Annotated in this window: 17 protein-coding genes and 1 tRNA gene; 5 read left to right on the top strand and 13 right to left on the bottom strand. The window is 62.7% G+C overall.

Annotated features, from left to right (window positions below; all coding sequences use genetic code 11):
- Positions 1 to 16 precede the first annotated feature (16 nt).
- The 4 genes from cutA (at position 17) to EGY12_RS08860 (ending at position 3,093) form a co-directional block, all read left to right on the top strand.
- Positions 17 to 340: a divalent cation tolerance protein CutA gene (gene cutA, locus EGY12_RS08875; RefSeq protein ID WP_004929657.1), complete on the top strand. Its 324-nt coding sequence runs from the start codon at positions 17 to 19 to the stop codon at positions 338 to 340.
- On the top strand, positions 316 to 2,037 hold the full coding sequence (locus EGY12_RS08870; RefSeq protein ID WP_123893181.1) for a protein-disulfide reductase DsbD: 1,722 nt from the start codon (positions 316 to 318) through the stop codon (positions 2,035 to 2,037). Before cutA ends, EGY12_RS08870 begins: the two co-directional genes overlap by 25 nt.
- 244 nt (positions 2,038 to 2,281) lie before the next feature.
- Positions 2,282 to 2,857 (top strand): transcriptional regulator, encoded by a 576-nt coding sequence (locus EGY12_RS08865; protein ID WP_123893180.1) that lies wholly within the window; start codon positions 2,282 to 2,284, stop codon positions 2,855 to 2,857.
- Between the two features lie 160 nt (positions 2,858 to 3,017).
- A tRNA-Phe gene (locus EGY12_RS08860) sits at positions 3,018 to 3,093 on the top strand.
- A gap of 232 nt (positions 3,094 to 3,325) precedes the next feature.
- On the opposite strand, the gene EGY12_RS08855 is transcribed toward EGY12_RS08860, so the two are convergent.
- The 10 genes from EGY12_RS08855 to fes all read right to left on the bottom strand — a co-directional run bounded on the left by EGY12_RS08855 (position 3,326) and on the right by fes (position 16,885).
- Entirely contained in the window at positions 3,326 to 3,706 is a 381-nt protein-coding gene (locus EGY12_RS08855) for a hypothetical protein (protein WP_123893179.1), read from the bottom strand.
- A 158-nt stretch (positions 3,707 to 3,864) separates the two neighbouring features.
- On the bottom strand, positions 3,865 to 4,485 hold the full coding sequence (locus EGY12_RS08850; protein ID WP_123893178.1) for a DUF2238 domain-containing protein: 621 nt from the start codon (positions 4,483 to 4,485) through the stop codon (positions 3,865 to 3,867).
- Positions 4,486 to 4,606: 121 nt separating this feature from the next.
- Positions 4,607 to 5,626, bottom strand: coding sequence for a YncE family protein (locus EGY12_RS08845; RefSeq protein WP_371415429.1), 1,020 nt, complete (start codon positions 5,624 to 5,626; stop codon positions 4,607 to 4,609).
- A gap of 106 nt (positions 5,627 to 5,732) precedes the next feature.
- Positions 5,733 to 6,593 carry an isochorismatase gene (locus tag EGY12_RS08840; RefSeq protein WP_016929399.1) on the bottom strand — a complete coding sequence of 287 codons (861 nt, stop codon included), beginning with the start codon at positions 6,591 to 6,593 and terminating at the stop codon, positions 5,733 to 5,735.
- Between the two features lie 3 nt (positions 6,594 to 6,596).
- A complete protein-coding gene (locus EGY12_RS08835; RefSeq protein ID WP_123893176.1) occupies positions 6,597 to 8,225 on the bottom strand; it encodes a (2,3-dihydroxybenzoyl)adenylate synthase in 1,629 nt (542 codons plus the stop codon).
- 7 nt (positions 8,226 to 8,232) lie between these two features.
- The gene (locus EGY12_RS08830) at positions 8,233 to 9,438 is read right to left on the bottom strand and encodes an isochorismate synthase (protein WP_123893175.1); all 1,206 of its coding nucleotides are present in this window, start codon (positions 9,436 to 9,438) and stop codon (positions 8,233 to 8,235) included.
- A gap of 476 nt (positions 9,439 to 9,914) precedes the next feature.
- Positions 9,915 to 11,171 carry an enterobactin transporter EntS gene (gene entS, locus EGY12_RS08820; RefSeq protein ID WP_038879317.1) on the bottom strand — a complete coding sequence of 419 codons (1,257 nt, stop codon included), beginning with the start codon at positions 11,169 to 11,171 and terminating at the stop codon, positions 9,915 to 9,917.
- Positions 11,172 to 11,347: 176 nt separating this feature from the next.
- Complete coding sequence (locus tag EGY12_RS08815; RefSeq protein WP_123893173.1) at positions 11,348 to 15,292, bottom strand: enterobactin synthase subunit F; 3,945 nt, start codon at positions 15,290 to 15,292, stop codon at positions 11,348 to 11,350.
- A gap of 32 nt (positions 15,293 to 15,324) precedes the next feature.
- A complete protein-coding gene (locus tag EGY12_RS08810) occupies positions 15,325 to 15,531 on the bottom strand; it encodes an MbtH family protein (protein WP_123895575.1) in 207 nt (68 codons plus the stop codon).
- Positions 15,506 to 16,885, bottom strand: coding sequence for an enterochelin esterase (gene fes, locus EGY12_RS08805; RefSeq protein ID WP_123893172.1), 1,380 nt, complete (start codon positions 16,883 to 16,885; stop codon positions 15,506 to 15,508). Before fes ends, EGY12_RS08810 begins: the two co-directional genes overlap by 26 nt.
- 284 nt (positions 16,886 to 17,169) lie before the next feature.
- On the opposite strand from fes, the gene EGY12_RS08800 reads away from it, so the two are divergent.
- Positions 17,170 to 19,452 carry a TonB-dependent siderophore receptor gene (locus EGY12_RS08800; RefSeq protein ID WP_123893171.1) on the top strand — a complete coding sequence of 761 codons (2,283 nt, stop codon included), beginning with the start codon at positions 17,170 to 17,172 and terminating at the stop codon, positions 19,450 to 19,452.
- Between the two features lie 56 nt (positions 19,453 to 19,508).
- Here the strand turns inward: EGY12_RS08800 and EGY12_RS08795 are convergent, their stop codons facing one another.
- The 3 genes from EGY12_RS08795 to EGY12_RS08785 form a co-directional block, all read right to left on the bottom strand.
- Complete coding sequence (locus EGY12_RS08795) at positions 19,509 to 20,741, bottom strand: YncE family protein (protein ID WP_123893170.1); 1,233 nt, start codon at positions 20,739 to 20,741, stop codon at positions 19,509 to 19,511.
- 47 nt (positions 20,742 to 20,788) lie between these two features.
- The gene (locus tag EGY12_RS08790; RefSeq protein ID WP_123893169.1) at positions 20,789 to 23,704 is read right to left on the bottom strand and encodes a condensation domain-containing protein; all 2,916 of its coding nucleotides are present in this window, start codon (positions 23,702 to 23,704) and stop codon (positions 20,789 to 20,791) included.
- An 80-nt stretch (positions 23,705 to 23,784) separates the two neighbouring features.
- Positions 23,785 to 25,878: a TonB-dependent receptor gene (locus tag EGY12_RS08785; protein WP_123893168.1), complete on the bottom strand. Its 2,094-nt coding sequence runs from the start codon at positions 25,876 to 25,878 to the stop codon at positions 23,785 to 23,787.
- Between the last annotated feature and the right edge of the window lie 501 nt (positions 25,879 to 26,379).

Raw genomic sequence — 26,379 nt, 5'->3', positions numbered from 1 at the left:
GATGAGAGGGCTGAAGATGTCTGATTGCGAAGCTGTCGTCATACTTTGTACCGCACCCGATGAAGCCAGCGCCCAGGAACTGGCGGCGCGCGTTTTGGGCGATAAGCTGGCGGCCTGCGCCACGCTGCTGCCCGGCGCTACCTCGCTGTATTACTGGGAAGGGAAACTGGAACAGGAATACGAAGTGCAGATGCTGTTCAAAAGCGATCGCCGCCGTCAGCAGGCCTTGCTCGACACCCTGAAACAACATCACCCTTACCAGACGCCCGAGCTGCTGGTGCTGCCGGTGATGGCCGGAGATAAAGATTACCTGTTATGGATCAACGCTTCATTAAACTGATTTTGCTGCTCTGCAGCCTGTTCTTCCTGCCGCAGGCGGCGCAGGCTTCGCTGTTCGCGCCGAAGGGCGGCAGCCAGTTCGTGCCCGTCGATCGGGCCTTTGCCTTCGATTTCAAACAGCAAGGCAGCCAGGTGACGCTGAACTGGCAGATCCGCCCGGGCTATTACCTGTATCGCCAGCAGATCAAACTGGTGCCGCAGCAGGCGACGCTCGGCGCGTTTACCCTGCCCAACGGGTTGAGCCACAAGGACGAATTCTTCGGCGAAGTCGCGATTTTCAAACAGCAGCTGAATCTGCAGGTGCCGCTGCAACAGGCGGCGGCCAACGCCAGCCTCAGCGTCACCTATCAGGGCTGCGCCGAGGCCGGCTTCTGCTATCCGCCGGAAACCCGGATCATCCCGCTGGATGCCGTCAGCGCCGACGCGGCCGCCCCGCTCCCGGCTGCCGCCACAGCGCCAACCGAACAGCCCGCTGCGCCGGCCAGCCTGCCGTTCTCGCCGCTGTGGGCGCTGCTGATCGGCATCGGCATCGCCTTCACCCCCTGCGTGCTGCCGATGTACCCGCTGATCTCCGGCATCATCCTCGGCCGCGACCGGCCGCAAAGCAGCGGCCGCATTCTGGCGCTGGCGGTGGTTTACGTGCAGGGCATGGCGCTCACCTACACCCTGCTGGGGCTGGTGGTAGCCGCCGCCGGCCTGCAGTTCCAGGCGGCGCTGCAGCACCCTTACGTGTTGATCGGCCTGTCGGCGCTGTTTATCGCGCTGGCACTGTCGATGTTCGGCCTCTATTCCCTGCAGCTGCCCTCCGCGCTGCAAACCCGGCTGGCAAACTGGAGCAACACCCAGCGCGGCGGCTCGCTGACCGGCGTGTTCCTGATGGGTGCCCTGGCCGGGCTGATTTGCTCGCCCTGCACCACCGCGCCGCTCAGCGCCATCCTGCTGTACATCGCCCAGAGCGGTAACCTGTGGGCCGGCGGCGGCACCCTGTACCTGTACGCGCTGGGGATGGGCATTCCGCTGGTGATCGTTACCCTGTTCGGCAACCGCCTGCTGCCGCGCAGCGGCCCGTGGATGCAGTACGTGAAAGAAGCCTTCGGCTTCGTCATCCTGGCGCTGCCGGTGTTCCTGCTGGAGCGAGTAATCGGCGATCTGTGGGGCCTGCGCCTGTGGAGCCTGCTCGGCCTGGCGTTCTTCGGCTGGGCCTTCGCCCTGAGCCTGAGGAGCGCGCGCGGCTGGGCACGCGCCCTGCAGCTTCTGCTGCTGGCGGCGGCGGTGATCGCCGCGCGGCCGCTGCAGGACTGGGCCTTCGGTGCCGATCAGGCTCAGCAGGCCGCTCAGCCGCACCTGACTTTTACCCGCATCAACAACGTCGAGCAGCTCGATTTCGCGCTGCAACAGGCGCGGGGCAAACCGGTGATGCTGGATCTGTACGCCGACTGGTGCGTGGCCTGTAAAGAGTTCGAAAAATACACCTTCAGCGATGCGGCGGTGCAGGCGAGCCTGGCCAACGCGGTGCTGCTGCAGGCGGATGTGACCGCCAACGGCGCGGAACAGGCGGCGCTGCTGAAGCATTTGCAGGTCCTGGGATTACCCACGATCCTGTTCTTCGATCCGGCGGGCCGCGAGCTGACGGCCGAGCGGGTCACCGGTTTTATGAAGGCGGAAGCCTTCAACGCGCATTTGCAGAAAGTGATGTGACATACCCTATAGCTTTCTAGTTGCAGCTAGGCGGCAAGCACAGGAGTCCCCAGGAGCTTAAAGTAAGTGACTGGGGTGACAAATCTGCCGGGAGCAGATTTGAACACTGCCTACAGTGGCCCCGCAAGGGGTGAGGCCCATGGAGGGGCCGAATAACGGTGAGCAGCCAACAACGCTGCGGCTCGAAAGATGACGGGTATAATAAATAACATTGAGGTTCTGAACCGAATGGGAGGAAGCACAAGTGCAACGTGAACACGTCCTTGATACCGCGCTGGGCCTGTTGGAACAACAGGGCCTGGCGACCGCCACATTAGAGATGCTGGCGGAAAAACTCGACGTTCAGCCTGGCGATCTCAAACGGTTCTGGCCGGATCGCGAAGCGCTGCTGTACGACTGCCTGCGCTACCACGGCCAACAGATCGACACCTGGCGCCGCCAGCTGTTGCTGGACGAAAACCTGAGCCCGCAGCAAAAGTTGCTGGCGCGCTATGACGTGCTGGCGGAATACGTGCAGCAAGACCGCTATCCCGGCTGCCTGTTTATCGCCGCCTGCAGCTTCTTCCCGGAAACGGATCACCCCATCCACCAGTTGGCGGAACAGCAAAAGCTGACCTCGCTGGAGCTGACCCGCGAACTGCTGCGCGAAATGGACGCCGACGACGCCGACATGGTGGCGCACCAAATGGAATTAGTTCAGGAAGGCTGCCTGAGCAAACTGCTGGTAAAACGCCAGCTCCAGGACGTATCGGTCGCCAAACGGCTGGCGGAAGACATCTTGCAGGTGGCACAGTGCCGCCGCAACGGGGCGCTGAGCTAAACGAGCTGCGCTTACGGCGCCGCCAACCCAAGGTGATAGCCACAGCAGGCGCATTTTTTGCGCCCTTTGCCTGAAAAGCCAGCAACCGGACGCATTTTAACGTCTTTCACGCATAAAGCCGTTGACGGCTATCGGCCAATACGGTTTAATGCTGCGCGTTGCCCGGATAGCTCAGTCGGTAGAGCAGGGGATTGAAAATCCCCGTGTCCTTGGTTCGATTCCGAGTCCGGGCACCATATTCAGAATAACCCGCCTATGGCGGGTTTTTCGCTTTCTGGAGTACGGACTCTCCATCGAACTGCGTTCGATTATTCGGCCAAAGGCCTCACCCTGCGGGCCAGCGCTGAAGCGCTGTTCAACCCGGCGCCAGCGCCGGTTGTCCGAGTCCGGTCACCCTATTCAGAAGAACCCGCCTATGGCGGGTTTGTCGCTTTCTGGAGTACGAACCCGCCATCGAACTGCGTTCGATTATTCGCTTTCTCGTTTCCTCGGCGGAACCAGCCCAATCACTGCCAATACGCAAGATTTAGCGGCCAACACCAGATTGAGATGCCCGGGGCAAGCGACGTTAACAAACCAAAAGACCAAGAAGACCGCCAGAGAAATAGGCCAGGCGAGCACGAAGAGCCGGGTATCGCATAGCCGCTGGGCGCAAAACAACAGCGTCAGCACGATCGCCAACAGCCCGAAAGGAAGATACAGAATCAGCCTCAGGTAAGAGGCGATAACGTCGGCGAACGAGGTGTTATTGATGACGGAAATCGTTAACTTCTGAAAGAACAACGTGTCGTTGTTATAGAGATCCAAAAGATTTAGCCACGCAAAGCTGAGCCCTATCGTTAACGACATCCATACTGCATACTCTTTTCGGGATAGGGGGGTAGTGATCAAACTCAGTCTCGCATTCAAACAGCCGTTCCGAACCCATGATATAGCACAAATACGCTGAACCGGCGGTAAACGCGATTAAATGCAGCTCCCGCCAGCCACGCCTTTGTTACCAAAATTTATCGGCGCAGACGACGAATTTGCCGGTCTTGCCAACCGGCGAACAGCAGCAAACCGCATAGCGCGCCGAGCAACGCGCAGAACATGTCGGATTGGGTGTCCCACGGGTCGCCCTGGGTGCCGAGAAACTCATCGGCGCCCTGGCCCAGCGCCAGCGCCGCCCACCATTCGATCAGCTCGTAAACGGCGCTGATGGCCAGCGCGATGCAGCACACCACAAAGCCCAGCATCTTGCGGCCCTGCACATAGCCGCCGCGCAGCAGGATCTCGCGCGCCACCAGCGCCGGCACCAGCCCCTGGAAGAAATGCCCCAGTTTATCGTACGGATTGCGGCCAAGATCCAGCCACTGCTGCACCTCAAATCCCAGCGGCACGCGGGCGTAGCTGTACATGCCGCCGAAAATCAGGATCAGCGCATGGAAGAAAATCAGCGTATAGAGCAGCGGCGTCAGCGGATAACGGCGATGGGTCAGCCACAGCAGCGGCAAGGCGATCAATACCGGCGCCACCTCCATCAGCCAGGTGGTGCGATCGTAAGGGCGGATGCCGCTGTGGATCAGCGCGGCCAGCAGCAGCAGGGTGGTAACGAACAACAACAGCGGGGTGCGCGAGGCGGGCATAACCCACGTTCCTTCAGGTTAACGGATCAATGCACACTTTATACCGCAGATCCTGGGGCGAAAAACAACAGGCGGAGCGTCGCCGCTGCGCCTGTTCAATATGCGTTTGCCTTACGCGAGGTTATTTCAGCGCTACGCGGATCACGTCGTCCGGCGCGATAGCTTCTTTCTCGCGGCTGGAAGCCTGCTTGACGCTGACGTACAGCGTCTGGCCATCCGGCGACAGCGCCAGGCTGTTCGGGTGGGTCGGCGTCTTGATGGTGTTCAGCACCTTGTAGCTCTTGGCGTCGATTACGCTCACTTCGCCCGCCTGGCGGTGGGTGACGTAAACTTCATTGCGTGCCGGGTTGAACAGCACCGCCAGCGATTCCGGCACGTCGATCTTACTCAGGATGTTGCCGTTGCGGGTATCCACCACCAGCACCTGCGGCTGCTTGGAATCGGTGATGAACGCGCGATGGGTAGCGGTATCCAGGCTGATGTTCAGGAAGAAGTGCTCTTTGGACTCATCCAGCTTCTTGCGCGACAGCACCTTGTTGGATTGGGTGTCGATGGTCACCAGATCGCCGTCGGCGTTGGTGACGTACAGACGCTTGGCGGCGGTGTCCAGCGCCAGGCCGGTGCCGTATTTACCGGTGTCGGTCACGGTGGCGCGCAGGGTCAGATCCTTGCCGTCCACCACCCACACTACGCTGGATTCACCCAGCCCGGTGATGTATAGGGTATCACTGTCGGCATCCACCACCAGCTCGCGCGGCGCCAGCGGCTTGACGGTCTCGGAACGCTTGCGCGCGTCCAGCACCAGGCGGCCTTTCACGTCGCCGGTCTTGGCGTCGATGGCGGTCACCGAGTTATTGACAGTGTTGCCGAAGAACAGCGTGCCGGTCTTGGCGTTGACGGTGGCGCCGAACGGCTTGATGTCGTTATGGATAATTTGGGTCACGTCCAGCGTGGTCGGATCCAGACGGTAAACGATGCCGCCCTTGTCCAGCTTGCGGCTCTGCGACGTCGCCAGGTAGAGCGCGTTCTCGCTCGGGCTGTAGGCCATTTCATAAGCGCCCTTGCCGACCGGTTTGCGCAGCACGTCCGGCGCGGTCTGCGCCAACAGCGTATTGGAGAACAGCAGCGTGGACAGCAGCATCAGCGGAAATGCCGCACGTTTTCCCTTGGTGATCAAAGTATTCATCGAAATCTCCTTATAGAGCCAGCGGGGCGGCCGAGCGGCCGCCCTTTCCTCGTTATAAAAATCAGGCTTTCTCTTCGGAAAGCAGCGCCCACCAGCTGTCGATGGTCGGGTTGCGCGCCAGTGCGATAAAGTCGATATCGCTGCGGATCTTGCGCCAGCGGGTCGCCAGCTCCATGATGCGCACCGAATCCAGACCATAATCGATCAGGTTCTCATCGTTGCCCATGTCTTCGCTGTCTTCGTCCAGCAGCGGCAGGATCTGCTGACGCAGCGCATCGATGCTGGCGATGCCAGCCGCCGGCAGCAGAGAGGCGGTGGTCACCACCCGGCCGCAGCGGCCGGCGGTATAGCGCAGCGCCATCAGATGTTCGTCGCGCGAGAAATCCGCCAGGCCGTCGGCCACCATAAACGGCTGGATGTTGCGCATGAAGGCGTCGATGGCGGTGGTCAGACAGCCGATGTGCGCATACACGCCGCAGATGATCAGCTGATCGCGGCCGGACTCCTGCAAGATCTCCTGCAGCGGCGAGCGGTGGAAGGCGCTGTAGCGCCATTTCACCAGCACCGTGTCGTCTTCGTCCGGTGCCAGCGCGGCGGTCACCGCCTGCTGCTCGGGGTGTTTGTTCAGGCCCGGCCCCCACATGTCGTTCAACAGCGCGCGATCTTCATCGCTCTGCTGGTTCGGCTGCGCGGTATAGAACACCGGAATGCCCTGCTGTTTGCAGTAGCGGCGCAGGTTGGCGATGTTCTCCACCACCTGTTTAATCAGCGCGCTGTCTTCGCCCCAGAAATTGAGGAAATACTGCTGCATATCGTGGATCAGCAGCGCGGCGCGCTGCGGCTCTACCTGCCAGGTGACTTTATTTTGCGGCAGTTCGTCCGCCGTCGGCAGCGCGTAATCATTAAGTTTTGGAATGGCCATCGATTAATCTCCCTGAGCCTGAGTCTGTAGTTGCGCGTCGAGCTGCTGGCGCAGCCGTTTTTTGTCCACTTTGCCAACCGGGGTCAGCGGCAGGCTGTCCACCTGAATAAAGCGATCCGGCAGTTTGAAGTCCGCCACGCCCTGCTCGCGCAGGTGGCGACGCAGCACTACCGGCTTCAGCGGCACGTTGGCGATGATATAGGCGCAGCTCTTCTCCCCCATCAGCGCATCCGGCATCGACACCAGCGCGGCGTTGATCACGTCCGGATGACGCAGCAGCAGGTTCTCGATCTCCTCGGCGGCGATCTTCTCTCCGCCGCGATTGATCTGATCTTTCTGCCGCCCCTGCACGGTGATGTAGCCGTCTTCGCTGATGCTGATCAGATCGCCGGAGCAGTAGAAACCGTCGGCGTCGAAGGCATCGGCGTTGTGCGCCGGGCTCTGGTAGTAACCGCGGAAGGTATAAGGCCCGCGCGTCATCAACCGCCCGACCTCGCCCGCCGGCAACGGATTGCCGTCGTCATCCGCCACCCACACTTCGTCATCCGGCGACATCGGCCGCCCTTGCGTCGTCAGAATGTGGCGTTCGTCGTCGTCCAGCCGGGTGTAGTTCACCAGCCCTTCCGCCATGCCGAACACCTGCTGCAGTTGGCAGCCGATTTCGTTCTGAATGCGCGCCGCCAGCGTTTCGCCCAGCTTGGCGCCGCCCACCTGCAGCAGTTTCAGGCTGGCAAGCTGGGCATTGCCGCCCCACTCTTCGATCGCCTGCAGCCACAGCGTGACCGCCGGCGGTACCAGCGCCGTCACGTTGATTTGGTGCTGTTCGATCAGGCGGAAGCACTGCCCGGCGTCCGGATCGGCGGCGAACACCACCCGCCCGGCGCCATAAAACACGCCCAGCACGCCCGGCGAACTCATCGGGTAGTTGTGCGCCACCGGCAGCGCGCACAGATAGCGGGTCTGCGCGTCGAAACGGCAGATCTCCACGCTGCGGCGAATGCTGTAGTAGTAATCATTGTGAGTGCGCGGGATCAGCTTCGGCGTACCGGTGCTGCCGCCGGAAAGCTGGAAGAACGCCACCTGATCGGCCGCGGAAGGCTGCGCGACGAAACCGTCGCTGGCTTCGTCCAGCCAGGCGGCCAGCGCCAGCTCGCCCTCGGGCTGGCTGCGCAGCGCCACAACCCGCAGCGAAGGATGCGCATCGCGGAAGGCGTTCAGGAATTGATCGTCGGCAAACAGCCCGTGCTGGCGATCGGCGATCAGCAAGGCCGGTTTGATCTGCTCGGCATAGGCGTTCAGTTCGCTGCGCTGATGGCTGAACAGCGCGTTGACCGGCGCCACGCCAATTTTCAGCAGCGCGAAGAACACGATATAGAACTCCGCCACGTTGCCCAGTTGGACCAAGGCGGTATCGCCGGATTTTACGCCGCGGCGCAGCAGAGCGGCCGCCAGACGATCGGCGCGCTGCTGCAGTTCGCGGTAGGTCAGGCTGCCCTGGGCATCGATAATCGCCGGGGCGTCGTTGTTGGCCTGGCGGTCGAGGATCTCGGTCAGCGGCTTGTCAGTCCAGTAGCCGCGCTCGCGATAGCGGCTGGCGAACTCCGCCGGCCAGGGGGTAAAGGCAATGCTCATCTTGTCGTTATCCTTGATTCATACCAAAGGCACGCAGAATGGTGCTGAGTTTGGTGCCTGTTTCATGCCATTCAGATTCGGGTGAAGAGTCTTCCACGATGCCGGCGCCGGCGAACAGCCGCACCCGGTTGCCGTCAACGGTGCCGCAGCGGATGGTGACGACCCACTCGCCGTTGCCTTCGTCGTCGCACCAGCCGACGATGCCGCCGAACAGGCCGCGATCGAATGGCTCCAGCTTGCCGATCAGGGCGTGCGCCTCGGCCGTCGGCATGCCGCACAGCGCCGGCGTCGGATGCAGCAGGCAGGCCAGCGACAGGGCGTTCTCGTCAGGAGAGGCCGCCTCACCGTCGATCGGCGTGGAGAGATGCCACAGCGTCGTGGTGGTCAACAATTCAGGGGTTTGCGGCACGTTCAGGTAGCGGCAGCGGCCGGCCAGCACGTCACGCATGCTTTCAGTGACGATGCGATGCTCGTGGCGATCTTTCGCCGAGGCCATCAGCCGCTCCCCCACTTCGCGATCGCGCTGCGGGTCGGCCTCGCGCCGGGCGGAACCGGCCAGCGGGTTGGAATAGAAACGGCCGCCGTCCTGGCGCAGCAGCAGCTCCGGGCTGGCGCCCAACAGCGCGCCCTGCTCCAGCGGCACATGGAAATGGAAACCGTGCGGGTTCTGGGCAATCACGCGCGCCATCAGCGCATGGCGATCCACCGGCTGGCGCGTTTCAATCTCCAGCAGGCGCGACAGCACCACTTTATCCAGCTCACCGGCCTTCATCGCGTTGACAGCGTCGCTGACCATGTTCATAAACGGCTGCTGCGGCGGCAGCTCCGTCACGCCGGCCAGTTCAGGGCCGTTCGCCGCCGGCCGAACGCCGGCCATAAAGGCGGCTCGATCGAACCAACGGCTCTGCTGTGGAATAAACAGCGCCGAAGGCTGCCGGGTATCGAACGGAATGGCGCCGCACAGCAGCGGTTTTTTAATTCCGGCCTGACGGGCCTCGGCAAACGCCTGCCGTACGCTGCGCTGGAACTCGCCGTTCAGGTCGGCGCCGTCTGCGGCCGGCAGGCGAATGCGGCTGAAACACCCGGTGGTGGTCAAGCTGCGGAAAGGAGAGGTAAAGAAGAAGCCCGACGCCGGAGAAAAATCAGCGGCGAACCGATGTTCTTCGCGCTCCTGCATTTCCTTTCGATTGATGTCGTTCACGGCAGTATCCATCGCTTCGCCCTCATATTTTGAAGTGATAACCAATATAATAATGATTATCATTTGAGTTAATTCCGCGCTAAATTACTCGCCGATATTTGCCATGTCAATAAACGTAAACACTTCTTTCATTTCGAAATCATGACATAAACGCTGTGGGTTTTACGCATGCCGATGATAAGCCAGGCTGCGCCCCCCCCTTGACCGTGGCGCCGTCGCAGACCCAAAAGCCCGTAATCAAGGCGGAGGGTGCAGGGCATAGCGGGCCTATGTTCAAGCCCGACAACGCGGAGTACGGGCTTTTGGGGCGCGACCCGAAGGGCTGGGGCCATTTGGACGCGCATCGGTGTTGCAAGTCGCTTATTTGGCCCACCAAACCTCACGACTCGCGCCTTGCTGCGCGCCCAAATGACCGCCAGCGGCGCTCACGTGCAAGGGTGGGACGCAGCCTTTTATTTGATCCCACAGCGTTGTCTTAACGCATTCGACTACTTTTCTGTGGCGGGCTGCGGCTCCGGTTTGTGCAGCGTCACCTGGCGCAAACCGGTCATGGCGAACAGCAACAGGATGCCGAGCACCGCCGCGCCGAAGCCGAAACCGCTGGCGCTCATCGCCGGCAGCATGAAGGCACCCATCGCCCCCAGCAGCAGCGCGCCCAGCGCATCGCCCACCACGTTCTGCGCCGTCCACAGGCCGTTGATGCGGCCGAGGAAGTTGTCCGGCGTCAGGCTCTGGATCAGGCCGTATTGCAGCAGCGAGTTCAGCGCGCTCAGGTAGCCGAACGCCACCAGGCACAGCAACGCCAGGCTATACCACGGCATCAGGCCGAACAGGCCGATGGCGGCGAACGCCGCGATCGCCGTCAGCAGCATCACCCAGCCGGGGCGCGCCACGTGCGCCACCCGCCCGCTGGTGAACGCACCGATGGCCGCGCCGAGCGGCACGGCGGCGTACATATAACCGAGGTGGGCAGCGTCGATGTGCCAGCTTGCCGCCATCGCCGGATACAGCACGCGCACCGCGCTGGCCATGGTCAGCAGCGCGCCGATCAGCGCCACCATGCCGATCACCTTGTTCTGGAACAGGAAGGCGAAGCCGCCCGCCAGCGCGCGCAGTGGGTGTTCACGCGGCTGCGGCGGCGGCATCAGCTGCGGCAGGCTCAGCAGAGGCAGCAGCGTCAGCAGAGTACCGAACGCCGCCAGGCCGTAGTTCCAGGCGATGCCCATATGGGCGATCACCAGGCCGCCGATCGCCGGGGAAAGAATCGAGCCGAAGCGCACCGTCAGCATGCTGATGGCACCCGCCTGCACGATGTTTTCGCGGCCCACCAGCGCCGGCGTGGCCGCCAGTAGCGCCGTCACCCCCACCGCGCCGAAGAAGCCGTCCCACACCGCCAGCAGATAAATGGCCGCCAGCGAAGGCGACGGCAACAGGGCGTTGAGGCACAGGCCGACGAAACCGACGCCACAGGTGGAACGCGCGAACAGGATCAGCCGGCGCCGCTCATAGCGATCGGCCAATACCCCTCCCATCAGCAGCCCGGCGAACATGCCGCCGCCGGCCAGCGTCACCGCCAGCCCGACCTGCAGGGTGGAACCGGTCAGCGCCTGGATCTGCACCGGGATGGCGATCGCCATCAGCCCCAGCGCCACAATGGAGATAAAGCGCGCACAGAATACCGCGCGGAAAGCCCGGTTGGTTTTCAGCAGGCTGAAATCAAGCAGGATGGAGGGTTTGCTACTCATCGGTTGTTCACCACATCGTTAAACGGGGATTCTGCAGTTGCGGGGCGCTATGCTAGCACAGATAGCGAAATCAATAATGATAATAAAACTCATTGATATTCAACTGTGAGCAACAGCAAGAAACGCCGCCACACGCGGGGTAATCCCCGTGCCTGGCGGCGAGATGACGAGCGCGATTACAACGTGCGCAAGATCCGGTTCAGCAGCGGCCCCAGCACTTTGAAGGACGCCGGCGAAACGATATCGACATGCGCGCAGTCCAGCTCGTGCGCCTGCAGCGCATCGACGTACTGCGACCAGGTCTGCTGCACGTCCATTCCTTCCTGCAATGTGCGTTTGGCGACGAACAGCGTCGCCTGGCCGTGGAAGCGGGCGGTGCGCGTGTGCGACAGCAACCTCACCGAATCGGCGTAGTTGGCTTCGATGTTGTCGAACATCGCGGTACGCGTCTCGCCCAGCGCCGGATCGAGCGTATCCTGCGACACCGCCAGGAACTGCTCACGCTCGCGCTGCACTTCCTTCAACACGTTGTCGTCCAGCATCACGTCCCAGTTTTGGGTCTCCGGCGGATAGGTATCCAACAGGCCGAGGAACGCCACCTGCTCGCCGCGCGCCTGCAGCCGCGCGGCGATGCCCTGCGCCAGCGTGCCGCCCAGCGAGTAACCGATGAAGTGGTACGGCCCGTGCGGCTGTACCTGCAACACCGTCTGCAGGTGGGCATCCACCACCTGATCCATGTCTTCGCTCAGCGCCAGGGGGCCGTCCGGCCGCGGCGACTGGATACCGACCAGCGACCAGTGCTGATCGAGATAGCGCGGCAATACGCTGAACTGCCAGGAGAAACCGGACGCCGGGTGCAGGCAGAACAGCGTCGGCCCCTCGGTGACGCGCAGCGGCAATACGCTGTCGAATCCGCTGCGATCGGCCTCTTCCTGCGTGCGATCTTCCGCCAGCAAGGCGGCCAGCTGTTCAACGCGCGACGCCACCATCACCTGGCCGACGGACACCGCCTTGCCCAGATCGCGACGCAGCTCCGCAGCCAGACGCATCGCCAGCAGCGAATGGCCGCCGAGCGCAAAGAAATCGTCGTCGGCGAACACCTGCTCGCGCTGTAGCAAGCGGGCGAACACCGCCGCGATCTCGCTTTCCAGCCCGGCCTGCGGCGGCCTTCCGGCCTTGCGCTCACTGCCCTGCGGTTGCGGCAAGGCCTTGCGATCCAGCTTGCCGTTGGCGCTCAGCGGCAAATCGCTCATTTCCACCAGCGCCACCGGCACCATGTGCGGCGGCAGACGGTCGGCCAACGCCGCGCGCAGGGCTTGCGCATCCCAGTTCGCGCCAGGCTGCATCACCAGATAGCCCACCAGTTGGCGCGCATCGCCGCCGGCGTCCACCGGCGTGCCCTGCAGCACCAGCGCGTGCGTCACCGCCTGGCGCACGCCCGGCAGCGACAGCAAGGCATGGTCGATTTCGCTCAGCTCGATCCGCTGCCCGCGGATCTTCAGCTGATCGTCGCTGCGGCCCAAATATTCCACCGCGCCGTCCGGCAGCCAGCGCGCCACGTCGCCGGTGCGGTACATGCGCCCGCCCTCGCCGAACGGATCGGCGACAAAGCGGCTGGCGGTCAGATCCGGCCGGCCAAGGTAGCCGTGCGCCAGCTGCACGCCGGTCAGATACAGATCGCCCGCCACGCCCGGCGGTACCGGCCGCAGGCGCGCGTCAAGAATGCGCAGCCCGGTATTCCATACCGGCAGCCCGATCGGCACGTTGGCGCCGGTCACTTTCGCCAGCGCGTCGCCGTAGGCCGGATGCCAGGTCACGTCCACCGCCGCTTCGGTCGGGCCGTAGAGGTTGTGCAGCGGCACCGCCGTGCGGCTTTGCCACAGGCGGCACAGCTCCGCCGGCAGCGCTTCGCCGCTGCAGAACACCTGGCGCAGCGCGGCGCAGCTCGCCACCGCCGCGTCGTCGTCCAGAGCGGCCACGAAAGCCGCCAGCATCGACGGCACGAAGTGCAGCGTGGTAATCCGATGTTGCGCGATCAGCTGTTGCAGCTGCTGCGGATCGCGATGCGCCTCCGGCGGCGCCATTACCAGCCGGGCGCCAACCATCAGCGGCCAGAAAAATTCCCACACCGAGACGTCGAAACTGCACGGCGTTTTCTGCAGCACCGCGTCGTCCGCCCCCAGCGGATACTGGTGCTGCATCCACAGCAAGCGGTTGACGATCGCCTGATGGCCGACCAGCACGCCTTTCGGGCGCCCGGTGGAGCCGGAGGTAAAGATGATATAGGCCGCATGGTCCGGCGTCGGGCCCGCGATCGCCACCCCGGCGGCGTGATCGGCCGCCAGCGGCGCGTCATACAGCAAGATTTCACCCTTGTCGGCGAAACGCGCCTGCTGCGCCGGGTTGGTGATGACCAGCCGGGGCGCGGCGTCTTCCAGCATCATCGCCAGCCGCTCGTCCGGATAACCGGTGTCCAGCGGCAGATAGGCGGCGCCCGCTTCGACGATCGCCATCAACGCCAGCGACAGGAACACCGAACGCGGCAGCGCCACCGCCACGATGTCGCCCGGCCGCACGCCCTGCGCAACCAGCTCGCGCGCCAGCGCCGTGACCTGCTCGCGCGTTTGGCGGTAGGTGAAATTGAAATGCGCATCCGCCAGCGCCGGGGCGTCCGGCGTGTTTTGCGCCTGCTGCGCCAGCAACTGGCTCAGCGTGGTCGCCGGCACCGGGTGCGCCGTGTCGTTGACCCGCGCCAGCAACGCGTGATCGTCGGCGGTCAGCATATCGGCTTCGCCGATCGGCAACGTTGCCTGCGCGGCGAACTGCGCCAGCAGCAGCGGCAACCGCTGCAGGTGCGCTTGCAGTTCCTGGCGGCTGTATCGCTCGGCGTTGGCCAACAGCTCAACCTTCAGCTGATGGTGTTCGTCGATAAACAGCGCAATTTCCAGATCGCGTACCGGCCCTGAGGCCAGATCGTGAGTAATGCCTTCGATACCGGCGAAATCCAGCTGGTAATCGAACATTTTGAAGTTGAAGACCGTGCCGTACAGCGGTTCACCGTCGCCGATACGCCCCAGATCGCGCTGCACCTGTTCGGCATCGTAGCGCTGATGGCGGCGCACCGTTTTCAGCTCGCGGCTGATCCGGGCGGCGGCCTCATACAGCGTGGCCTGCGGCTCAAGATGCATCTCCATCGGCAACACGTTGATCACCGGGCCGGCGGCGCACAGGGCAGCCGATCCGGTACGGCGCATGAAGATAAAACCGGCGCTGAAGCTCGGTTGGCCGCTCAGGCGCGATACCCACAGCGCCACCAGCGCCACCGCCATATCGGCGGCGTTCAGCTTCTGCTGCGCGCCGCACTGCACCAGTTCGGCGAAGGCCTGCGGATCGCAGCGCTGTTCCAGCCGGTGGATGCGCGGCGTGGGGGTTTGCCCGGCCAGCGGTTGCGGGCAAAGGGTGGCCGGCGGCGGCAGCTGCCGCGCTTTGTCGAGCCAAAAATCGGCGTCGCGTTGCCAGGCCGGCGCCTCCCGGTAAGCCTGGTATTCCGCCACCACGTCGCTGAACGCCGTGAAAGGCGTCGGTTCCAGCGCGTCGCCGCGGCAAAGATGGGTGTAAATCGCCGCCACGCGGCGAGCAATGGCAGTGAAGCTGAAACCGTCCACCAGCAGATGGTGATAGCGTTGATACCAAAACCAGCGATCGTCCGCCAAGCGCATCACCACATGGCGATACAGCGGCGCGCCGCTGCCGGCGCGCAGATCGCTCGCCAGATCGATATCCATCAGCGCACGCGCGGCAGCTTCGGGATCCGGCGACGTCGTCAGATCGACAAGTTCCGGTTCGTGCAACGCCAGCGAGTCATCCCGCCATTGCACCGGCACGCCGTCGCGTTCCGCAAAACGCAGGCGCAGCATGTCCACCTCGCCCAGGCCCTGAGTAATGGCCTGCAGCAGAGGCTCCACGGCAATAGGGCCGTTGAGTTCGATGGCGTGGGCCACCGCGTAGGCATTGCGATGCGGGGAAATTTGATCGGCGACCCAGATGCCGGGTTGCGCCGCGACCAACGGCCATTCGCCCGCAGGCGCCGAACCGCTGAGAGAGTTAGGGGTGTGTGACACTGCTTATTGCTCCCGTGATTACCTGGCGCCGGTCACGCCTTGCTTGCTGCAACCGGCAGAATGTCTTGCCAATGTTGCTCCAGCCAATCGGTGCACGCGCTGCGCGTCGCCGGGCCGAAGACGATCGTCCACTCGGACGGAATGGCGCGAAAATCCGGCCACAAACTGTATTGTTGTTGTACGTTGCGCAGCACCAGGCTGCGCTGCTGTTGATCATCGAACGGATTCAGGCTTTCCATCATGTGTTCCTCGTGCCGTTGGCGTCGCCGATGCCGGATAAGCGGTGGAGAAAGCAGTGGCCCAGACCGCCTGCAGCCCGTCGGTCAGGCCGCTGCGCCAACACAGCGCATCGTGCCCGCCTTCCACCACCCGGTAGTGCACCCGATGGCCGGCGTCGCTCAGGCGCGCCGCCATTTCGCCGCTGACCCGATGCACCAGCTTTTCCTGCGAACCGGCTTCCATAAATACCTTCAGCGCGCCGTGGTCGCCCAGGCCATGCCGTTCCATCTGCTGCATCAACCAGCAGGCGTCGTCGGGAATGCTCGGCAGCTGCAGCATGTCGCGCCTCGGCCACCAGTAGGAACCGGACTGGGTGATCACCGCACCGAAGCGCTGAGGCCAGCGCAACCCGGCATACAGGGAGGCCAGGCCGCCAAAGCTTTGCCCCGCCACCACCGTATCGGCCGGTTTGTCGCTGTGCGGCGCCCAGTCGGCCAGCTGCGGCATCAGTTCTTCCTGCACCGCCAGCCAGAAATCGTCCTTGCAGGTTAATTCTCGCGCCCGGTGCGGCAGATCGATGATGTCGATCAGCACATACACCGCTTCCGGCAACGCCCCCTCGCGGGTCAGCTGCATCAGCGGCTCCCAGACCGGCATCTGCTTTGCCCAGAACTGGCCGTCGAGCAGGATAGCCAACGGGCGCTCGGCCGGCTTGCTGTCACCGGTGGTGTAGATCCAGACGTCGCGGCTGTTGCCCAGGCGCTCGCTCTGCCAGGTATGGCGCTGCAAACGCGCCGGCAGCGGCGGCGTGCAGCGCCCGCTGGCGATCTCATACTCGTCAAACGAGCGCCATACCGGCTGCGGCGGCGCATCCGGCATGTGCAGGCCGGATACGCTGTGGCCGCTGGCGCTTTGCCAAGAGCGATACGGGTTGAGCAGATCGGGGGTGGCGCTGGCGAACACCTGGTGCCACCAGTGACGCAGGTTGTGCATGTTGGCGTGCGCATCGTCACCGCTGAACGCCGGCGGCCGCTCGTCAAAGCAGGGAATAAAGCAGTAGCTGCCGCGCCAGGCGCCGTTCAGCTCGGTCTGCCAGTACCACACATCGGTACCGGCCAAACGCTGCAGGCTTTGCGGCGGGTTCGGCTGATGATGGTCGGTCAGGCAGTTGATGTTGATCCACACGCGACGGTAGGCGGAGGTCAATTCACATCCCTGAGGATCGCGCCAGAAAAAAGTGGTTCGCCACCGGCCGTTACCCGCCGGTTCTACCCATGGCGTACCGCGTCGTGCCACCGTCAACCACCACCCTGGACTGCCCGCATTGCTGCTGGCCAATAATCTGCTGCTTTCTGACTGTAGTTCTGTATTCACAACGCCTACCCATTTTGTAGTTGGCGGCACCGGGAACGTCGACTTTTCCCTATCGCCGGCCACCGCCCGAACGCACTGTATACCAAATACTATTGATAATAATTTGCATTTGCAATAGTGTGTAAGGCTTGGAGATCGTGCTGGTATTGCGCGCAACGGACAGGGATCGGGGATACATCAATGGCATCCCTTGCCGCAGCCGATTTTCTATTTCCGACTACACAAAAACTACAACCGCCCTTCCCCCCGTTCGGCGAGGGATGGCAGCAAGGTAGGACACTCAGATGAAAAGCAAGCTATCACGTTATTCTTTAGCCACTCTTATCGGCTTGGGATTGGGCGCGTCCGCGTTCGCCAACGCCGCGCAGCAAACCGACACCACCACTACGGAAGAAAACAGCGGCACAGCGGATAAAAAGCCGCGCGGCGAAGACACCATCGTCGTGACCGCCGCCCGGCAGAACCTGCAGGCGCCAGGGGTGTCCACCATCACCGCCGACGAGATCAAAAAACGCCCGCCGGCGCGCGACATCAGCGAACTGATCCGCACCATGCCCGGGGTTAACCTGACCGGCAACTCCACCAGCGGCCAGCGCGGCAACAACCGCCAGATCGATATCCGCGGCATGGGCCCGGAAAATACCCTGATTCTGATCGACGGCAAACCAGCCTCCAGCCGCAACTCGGTGCGTCAGGGCTGGCGCGGCGAGCGTGACTCGCGCGGCGATACCGCCTGGGTGCCGCCGGAAATGATTGAGCGCATCGAAGTGCTGCGCGGCCCGGCGGCGGCGCGCTATGGCAACGGCGCTGCGGGCGGCGTGGTCAACATCATTACCAAGAAGGCCGGCGATGCGCTGCACGGCTCGCTGAACGGCTACTTCAACGTGCCGCAGCACAAGCAGGAAGGCGCCACCAAGCGCACCGACTTCAGTCTGTCCGGCCCGCTGAGCGACACTCTGAGTTTCCGCCTGTTCGGCGGCTACAGCAAAACGCAGGCCGACGCCTGGGACATTAACGAATCGCATAAATCCGAACGCGTAGGCGCCTATGCCAACAGCCTGCCCGCCGGGCGCGAAGGGGTGGTCGATAAAAACATCGACGCCTTGCTGCACTGGGACTTCGCCCATCTGCAGTCATTGGAGTTCGAGTATGCCTACGGCCGTCAGGGCAACCTGTATTCCGGCGATACCCAGAACACCAACACCAATGCCCTGGTGCAGAGCAACTACGGCAAAGAGACCAACCGCATCTACCGTGAAACCTTCGGCCTGACCCACCGCGGCGCCTGGGACAACGGCGTGAGCACCAACAACTACGTGCAGTTCGAGCGCACCCGCAACACCCGCCTGAACGAAGGCCTGGCCGGCGGCACCGAAGGCATCTTCGACACCAAAAACACCGGCTTCGGCACCACCAAGCTGGACGACTTCCTGGCGCACAGCGAAGTCAGCGTGCCGTTCGAACTGGGCGTTTCACAGACCGCCACGCTGGGTACCGAGTGGACCCAACAACGGATGAAAGACGGCACGTCCACCAGCCAAACGCTGATGGGCGGCACTATTCCTGGCATGGGCACCGGCACGCGCAACCCTTACGCTTCCGCGCATATCTTCTCGCTGTTCGCCGAAGACAACATCGAGCTGACCGACACCACCATGCTGACGCCGGGCCTGCGCTACGATCTGCATTCAGAATCCGGCAACAACTGGAGCCCGGCGCTGAATCTGTCGCAGGAACTGGGGGATTACTTCACGCTGAAGATGGGCATCGCGCGTTCCTACAAAGCGCCGACCCTATACCAGACCAACGGCAACTACCTGCTGTACAGCAAAGGCCAAGGGTGTGCGGGCAGCGACGTCAGAAACGGCTGCTACTTGCTCGGTAACGATGACTTGAAGGCGGAAACCAGCGTCAACAAAGAGATCGGACTGGAGTTCCATAACGACGGCTGGCTGGCCGGCATGACCTACTTCCGCAACGATTACCACAACAAGATTGAGGCGGGCAACTCGCGCATCGCCACCAGCAGCACCGGCACTGCGGTCTATCAGTGGGAGAACGTACCGAAAGCGGTGGTGCAGGGGCTGGAAGGCTCGTTGAACGTGCCGGTCAGCGAGACCGTCACCTGGAGCAACAACGCCACCTACATGATCGAGAACAAGAACAAGACCACCGGCGATTACCTGTCGGTGATCCCGAAGTTCACCGTCAACTCGACCCTCAGCTGGCAGGCTACGCAGGATCTGTCGATGCAGTCCACCCTCACCTGGTACGGCCGTCAGAAGCCGAAGAAGTACAACTACCAGGGTAAACCGGCCACCGGCGGCGAAACCCGCGAGGTCAGCCCTTATGCCGTCGTCGGCGCCAGCGCGACCTATGACCTGACCAAAAACGTCAGCGTCACCGCCGGCATCGACAACCTGTTCGACAAACGCCAGTTCCGCGCCGGTAACGCGCAGAACGTGGGCGACCCGATTACCGGCGCGATCAACATCGCCGGCGCGGGCGCGGCCACCTACAACGAACCGGGCCGTACCTACTACATGAGCATCAACACCCACTTCTGATGACATGACCCAACGACAAAGGGCGCCGAGGCGCCCTTTTTTATATTTATATTCAGTTAGTTGGTGTGCAGCTGAATGCGTACCACGCTTTCCGGCTTGCCGGCCTTGGTGGAAGCGCCGTCGTTTTTCACCGTCACGAACAGCGCGTCGCCTTTCGGATCCAACGCCAGGCTGTTAGGGTGCGGCGGCAGGTCGACGGTTTGCAGGCGCTTGAGCGTCTTGGCGTCGAACACCGTCAGCGTGCCGGCGCCATGATCCACACGCACGCCTTTGCGGTTGGCGACATACAGCCGCTGGCTGCGCTCGTCGAGCAGCAGGCCGATCGGCACCTCATCCGTCAGCTCGCTGGCCAGCACCTTGCCGCTGTCCGCATCCAGCGCAAACACCCGGTGGCCGCTGCTGCGCTTCACGTAGTCATGCCCCAGATGATGGTTGCGGTAGTCGTCGCGATCGATGCCCTGATCGACGCCCAGCAGGCGATTGCTCGCCGGGTCATACACCAGGTTCAGCAGCTGATCGGCCTGCACCTCGTGCGTGGCGGTGATCGCCAGCGTGTCGGCGTTCAGGGTGATCACCTGCCCCTGCATGTTGGAGACGAACACCCGGCGGCCCTTCTCATCCAGCGTGATGCCCACCGCATTGTAGCCGAAGCCCGGGATCACTTTCTCCAGCTTGCCGGCCTTGGTATCGACCACGTACAGCACGCTGTCGACGCCGAAGCCCAGACCCGGCAGGAACAGGCGTCCGCTTTGCGCGTCATATTTGATCTCGCGGAGGCGGTACAGATAGTCCTCGGTGATTTTAAACTTCTTCAGCTCCGCCAACAGGAAATCCAGACGCTTGCCGCTGATGCCCGCTTGCTTGTAAGCCTGCTCCAGCACCGCTTTGTCCAGCAGCTTGATGCTGCCCAGCGCGTGGTTGGTGGTGGTGTCCACCACCCCGACTTCGCCGTTGAAAGCCTGCGTCAGGTACAGGCGATTGCCCGCATCGTTCAGCGCCACGCCGAAGCCTTTCACCTGCAGCGGGATCTCCGCCTTGATCGCCAGGGTGTTGGGGTCCAGCCGCAGCACGCGGGAGCGCGCCTCTTCCTTCCAGTCCGGCGCGCTGACGAACAGCGCCTGTTGCGAGGTGCTGTAGGCCATCTCCACCACCGCCGACGACAGCGCCTGGCGCTTGATGTCCTGCGGTTTGATGCCGGCATCGTCCGCCTGTGCGGCGCCAGCGACCACCAGAGAGGCCGCCACCAGCAGCGACAGTAACGCGCGCGGGGTTGCTAGGGTTCCAGACATCCTTTTATCTCCTTGAAAATCATGCTTTCGGTTAGAGTGAAACAACGTCATGCCTGCGGCCCGGGCGGCAGTGCCGCCAGAGCGATATCGCCAGCGATGTGCTGCGCAAACTGGGTAAAGACGTGCTGAACGCCGTCGGCGATCAGATTGGCCTGTTCCCGGCTGTAGTGATCCTGGCGGTAGGTCATCATCACCCGCAGGGATTTCGCCCCGGCCAGATCGTCTTCCATCACCTCAAACTGCAGGCCGAGCAGCGACTCGGCTTTTTCCGGCTCCACCTGGCGGTAGGCGATCGCGCTGCCGTCCTGCAGTCGGAACTCGCCGTTCAGCTTGATGCGGCTGTGGATTTGGATGAACACTTCGAACATGTGGTTCTTGCGGTCGGCGTCTACGCCGAACAACCCTTCTTCCACCAGATCGATCGGAATGTCGGTGTACGGCAGCGAACCGTTGATGGTGTTTTTCACCTGGCTGACCAACCCGGCCACCGTCAGCCCCTCCTCGAAGCGCACGCGGTGCACCACCACGGTGGTGAAGTAGCCGACGGTATCGAAGAACTCGGCATCGTTACGGCCGGAGGTCGAGGTACCCACCAGCAGATCCGCCGGACCGCCGAGCAGGCGCAGCGCCGAGGTAATCCCCGCATACACCACGTTGAACAGCGAAGCGTTGTTGCGGCGGGCGAGCTGATACAAGCCTTCCGCCACGGCAGGATCGACCTCGAACTCCAGCCAGCCGCCGTTGACGTCCGCCGGTGCCGGCACCGCCGGGTGGGTGGATGGCTCTTGCCGGAAGATCGGCTGGCCGACCGGCGCGCCGCGCAGCGCGTCGAGCCAGTAATCCAGATGTTGCTGCTGCACCCCGGAGGCCCGCTGCTGCCGGGCGAAAGTGTGGAACTGCGGCGGTTGCCCGCTCCACTTCGGCGCCTGGCCGACGACGCGATGGCGATAGGCGACGCCCAGCTCATCCATCATCAGGTTGAGCGACCATTCATCCAGCACCACATGATGGAACAGCAGCGACAGCAGCTGCTGGCCGTTGTCCGCATCGCGCAGCAGCGTGACGCGCAGCGGCAGCTCGGCGGCCAGATCGAACCGGTGCTGGCCGGCGTCGGCCAACAGGGCGGCGGCGTTGCCCGCCGGCGTCTCGTGGGAGAAGCGGAACCACGAGTAATCCGTAAGTTCGGCGGCCGGCACCACCACCTGCACCACCTCGCCCTGCTGCTCGACGAAGCGTGAACGCAGCACGGTATGGCGAGTCATGACGTCGATAAACGCCTGACGCAGCGCCGTTTCATCCACCGCATCGAAGAAGCGCAGAGAGAACGGCAGATTGAAAATCTCATCATGGCCAAAGGCTTCATACACCTTCCACAGCGATTCCTGCGCCAGCGACAACGGCGCCTGCGCGCGATCATGGTCGTCGGCGGTGGCCACCGCGGCATTCGGCTGCGCGACGTTCAGGCGTTTGGCATACTCCGCCAGCCTGCGCGCCGTCGGATGGCTGAATAGATCGTTAATGTTGATTTCGATCTGATGCAGGCTCAGCAAACGGCCGATCACCCGAGTGGCGACCAGCGAATGACCGCCGCGATCGAAGAAGTCTTCATCCAGGGTCATTTCCGGCGCCACCAGCGCCTCACGGAACTCCTGCAAAATCAGCGGTGCAACGCTTTCGTTCGCGTCGCCGTTCGTCGCCGGCGCGGTCATCGCCGGGGAAGCGGCCTCAGCCGCCGGCAATGCGACGGCAATCCGTTGCCCGGCCAGAAACGCGCTGAACTGCTCCAGCAGGAAAGGCGCCACATGGGGAGACAGGCGCGGGTCGGTGACCAGCTCCAGCGTCAGCGTTTCTGCCTCCGGCAAGCCCAGCAGCAGCGCCAGTTCAAACGGCGTATGCAGCGGCGGCAGCAACAGGCGTTCGGCGCGAACGCCTTCCAACCGCCACTCTGCGGCCAGATCGTCGCGCCAGGTCACCAGCAGCTGCGGCCGCTGCGGATCCGGCTGTTCAGCCACGGTCTGCGCCAACAGCCGTTGATCGGCATCGGCATCGCCGTCGCCGTGGCGTACTGTCAGGCGCATCAGCGCCGCCGCCGTCAGACCCAGCTCCAGACCGACGAACTCCGCCGTATCCGCTGCCGGCACACACAGCTGCACCGCTTGCCCGCCGGCCTGCGCGGCGACAAACTCGGCAAATCGCGCCGCCACCGCCACCAACAAGGCCCACGGCGTGTCATTGGCGGGCAACAGCGAACGAGCAATGTGCGTGACCACGCGCGAACCCACCGGCGGCAAGGTTTCAGTGCGCTGCGCCGGGCTGCGGTAATCCTGCAGCGAGATTGCCTGACGCACCCACGGCAGCTGCGGCTCCAGGATTTCCGGCAGCTCCACCGGCTCCGCCGCGAAAGGCAGAGGCATCGCATCCTCGTTATAGCAAGCGGACAGCATCGCCGGCAGTTGGCGCCACGGCAGCGTCTCCGCCAGGATGTCATGCAAGACCACGCCCAAAATCACGTCATCGCCCGGCGTGAGCAACAGCAGGCAGCGCAGCGGCGCTTCGCTTTCCAGTTCAAACGGCGCCGCCTGCGCCTGCAGCAGGCAACCCATGGCGTGTTGTTCGTCCGCCACCTGACGAAGGCTCACCGGCAACGGCGCCGAGCCGGCGGCACGTTTCACCAGGCCGTTTTCGTCATCAAAAACGTAGCGCACGTTCACGCCCGACGTTTCACGCACCAGCGCCTGCAGCGCCGCCGTCAGCCGGGCGATATCCACCTCTCCCGCCAGGCGCCAGGCCAGCGCCCGCTGCCCGCGCGCATCACCCTGTTGCAGATGGGCGAACCACGCCCGCTCTTCGGCTTCGCTTACCGGCCGTTCGCCGTCCGCCGACGCCGCGCCCAGCGCCTGAAAGGCGCTCTCCAGCCGCTGGGCCTCTTCATCGCTCAGAATGCTGTCAAAATCACCGATCACTGCGTTATCTCCTTTGCCCGGCCGTGCCGGGATAGCGCATAAAAAGGGGGGGACATTCGTCCCCCGTCATCGCGATAGCGTTAGAAATTCAGCTCAACTGCTGCGCCGACCAAGCGGCCTGGCTGGATCGTTGCCGTGTAGATGTCGTTGCTTCTGATCATTTCGCGGCGGTCGGAATCAAACAGGTTTTTCGCATACAGCGTGGCGCGGCCGTAGGAGAAGGTGTAGGCCAGCTGAGCATTGGCCGTCCAATAAGAGCCGATGCGTCCGCGTGAGTCGTTGTCGTATTGCGAATAGTAGGAGTCGGTAAACGCCACGTTGCTGCTCAGCTCCCACCCTTTAAGGAACTGGTACTTTGCGCCCACGTTGGTGGTGTAAGCCGGCGCGCGCGCCAGCTCGTGCCCTTCCACGCCGCTGCCCGAAAATTTCTTGATGTCGGTTTTCAGCAGGCCGAGGTTGCCGAACAGCTCGAAGTCCCAGCGCGGCTGCCAGGTAGCGCCGATTTCCGCGCCATAGGTTTCCACCTTGTCGGCGTTGCGGATCACGCTGGAGCTCTCACCCAACGAATACGGCAGCTGCATATCTTTGTAATCGTTGTAGAAGACGTTAGCGGTCAGCACCACGTTAGCGTCTTTCAGGTGATGGCGGGTGTACAGCTCGTAGTTCCATACATACTCGGAGCCGTAGGTGTAGCTGACCACCGGCGTGCCGATCGTGATGCCGCCACCGCCGGCGTTATAGCCGCGCGCGATTTTGGCGCCGTAGGTTTGGGTATCCGTCGGTTTCCAGGCCACGTCCAGCTTTGGCAGGAACACAGTGTAGGTTTCATCGAAGTCGATGCGCACCGCCTGGCTGCCGCCGTCGCGGCGACGGTGCTCGCGCTCCAGACGGCTGGCAGCGGTCACGTCCACCTGTGGCGTCAGCGCATAGGTCAGCTCGGCGAACGCCGAATGGGTATCGGTTTTATCTTTGAAGGTCGATCCGCCGAAGATGTTGACGAACTCATCCTGCGTGCCGTGGAAGTAACGCAGCCCCGCCAGCCCGTGCAGACGGCTGTCCGCGCCGCCGAAGCGCACCACCGGTTCCACATGCACTTCCTGGCCGTCGATCTCGGCGTATTGGATGTTGTAAGCGGTTGGACGGTTGATATTGAAATCAGTGTAGATAACGCGGTTTTCCAACGTCAGCGCATCGGAGGCCTCCCAGGCCAGGTCCCAGATGGTGCTGTTCATGTTGCTTTTGAACACCGGCCGGCGCGACTCATAGCGCGGGTTAGTCGGATGCGGTTGCGGATTGAGGCTTTCGTTCTGGGGCGCGGTGCTGCCGAAGTGGTTAAAGGTCAGCTTGGTGGTCAGATCGCGCAAACCGGCCGGGTTGAACAACAACTTGGCACGGGCGGTGGTGGCCTCCACTTCACGCGGGTCACCCACTGGCGCATAGGCCGGCAGATCGGCCTCGCTGCGGCGGCGCTGGCGATCGACGCTGACGCGAAACGCCAGCTGATCTTCCACCAGCGGGCCGGACGCCATCGCCGCCAGCTGTGAAGAGTGCTGGTTGCCGGCCCCGCCCTTGAAGGCGCTTTCCCATTCGAAGGTCGGATCTTTACTGGCCATGACGATGGCGCCGGCGATGGCGTTGCGCCCCTGAATGTAGCTTTGCGGGCCGAGGAACACTTCGACGCGATCCAGATCCCACAGCGACTGCGGGCCGAACGCCTGTTCGTTATAGGTCAGCGAACGGCCGTCCAACGACAGATTGAGGCGCGGACGGGTGCCGCTGAGGAAGGCGTTGGCGCCGACGTTCGGGCCGGAGCCATCGATGCCGCGCACGGTCGGCAGTTCGTTGCCGATGCCCAGATCCACCACGTTGGGGGTCATGCGCAGCAGATCGGGGATCTGCACTGCGTCGGGCATCGAGGCGATGCGGTTGCTGTCAAACACCTGCACGCTGGAGCCGGTGTCGAAAATGGAACGTTTGATCTTCTCACCGGTGACCAGCAGCGTTTCCGCGTCCTGGTAGGTTTCGTTGCTCTTGGTTTCCGCCGCGTTGACGTTACCGATCGCCAGTGAACAAACCCCTAAAAATACGGAGGAAAACGCCCCAATGGCTTTCAACCCCGCTTTTTCCCCGTTTCCTACGCTTTCATGCCGTTGAGCCGCAAAATGCTTGCCCATAGATGTCTTCTCCTTTCATCCCAGAGGTGCACAAAATTTGATTTTTTTTACACAACCTACATCGACACTCACACAGACCATGACGCTACGGCCTTCCCGACCTTTCTGTTGCTTATCCCTGCGGTAAACCCATGCCTTGCGCGGCCGGACGAGCGCAGCCCCGTCCACGGCCAAGCCGCCGGCGGAGCGGCCGGCGGCTTGTATAAAAACGTAAAATAATGTTAAGAATGATAATATTTTGCATTTTTTAATGCAAATCATTATCAACAAAGATGTGAGGCAAACCGCGACAACAGACAGAAGGCCTTATGCTTTCGCGGGTAAAACAAGCGCTGAAATAACAAACAATCGTTGCAATGCAAAGAATAATATAAATAAATTATTCAAACCCGACACCATATGCGCCGTCCACGGCTAAAACCCCTTATAGATAGCACCTTCGTGCCAAATGGATCAAATAATAATAATTTTCATTCCTATTAACATTTGGATATATTCTTG

Source organism: Serratia sp. FDAARGOS_506 (genome assembly GCF_003812745.1).
Lineage (GTDB): Bacteria > Pseudomonadota > Gammaproteobacteria > Enterobacterales > Enterobacteriaceae > Serratia.
This window is presented reverse-complemented; position numbering and strand designations above follow the sequence as displayed.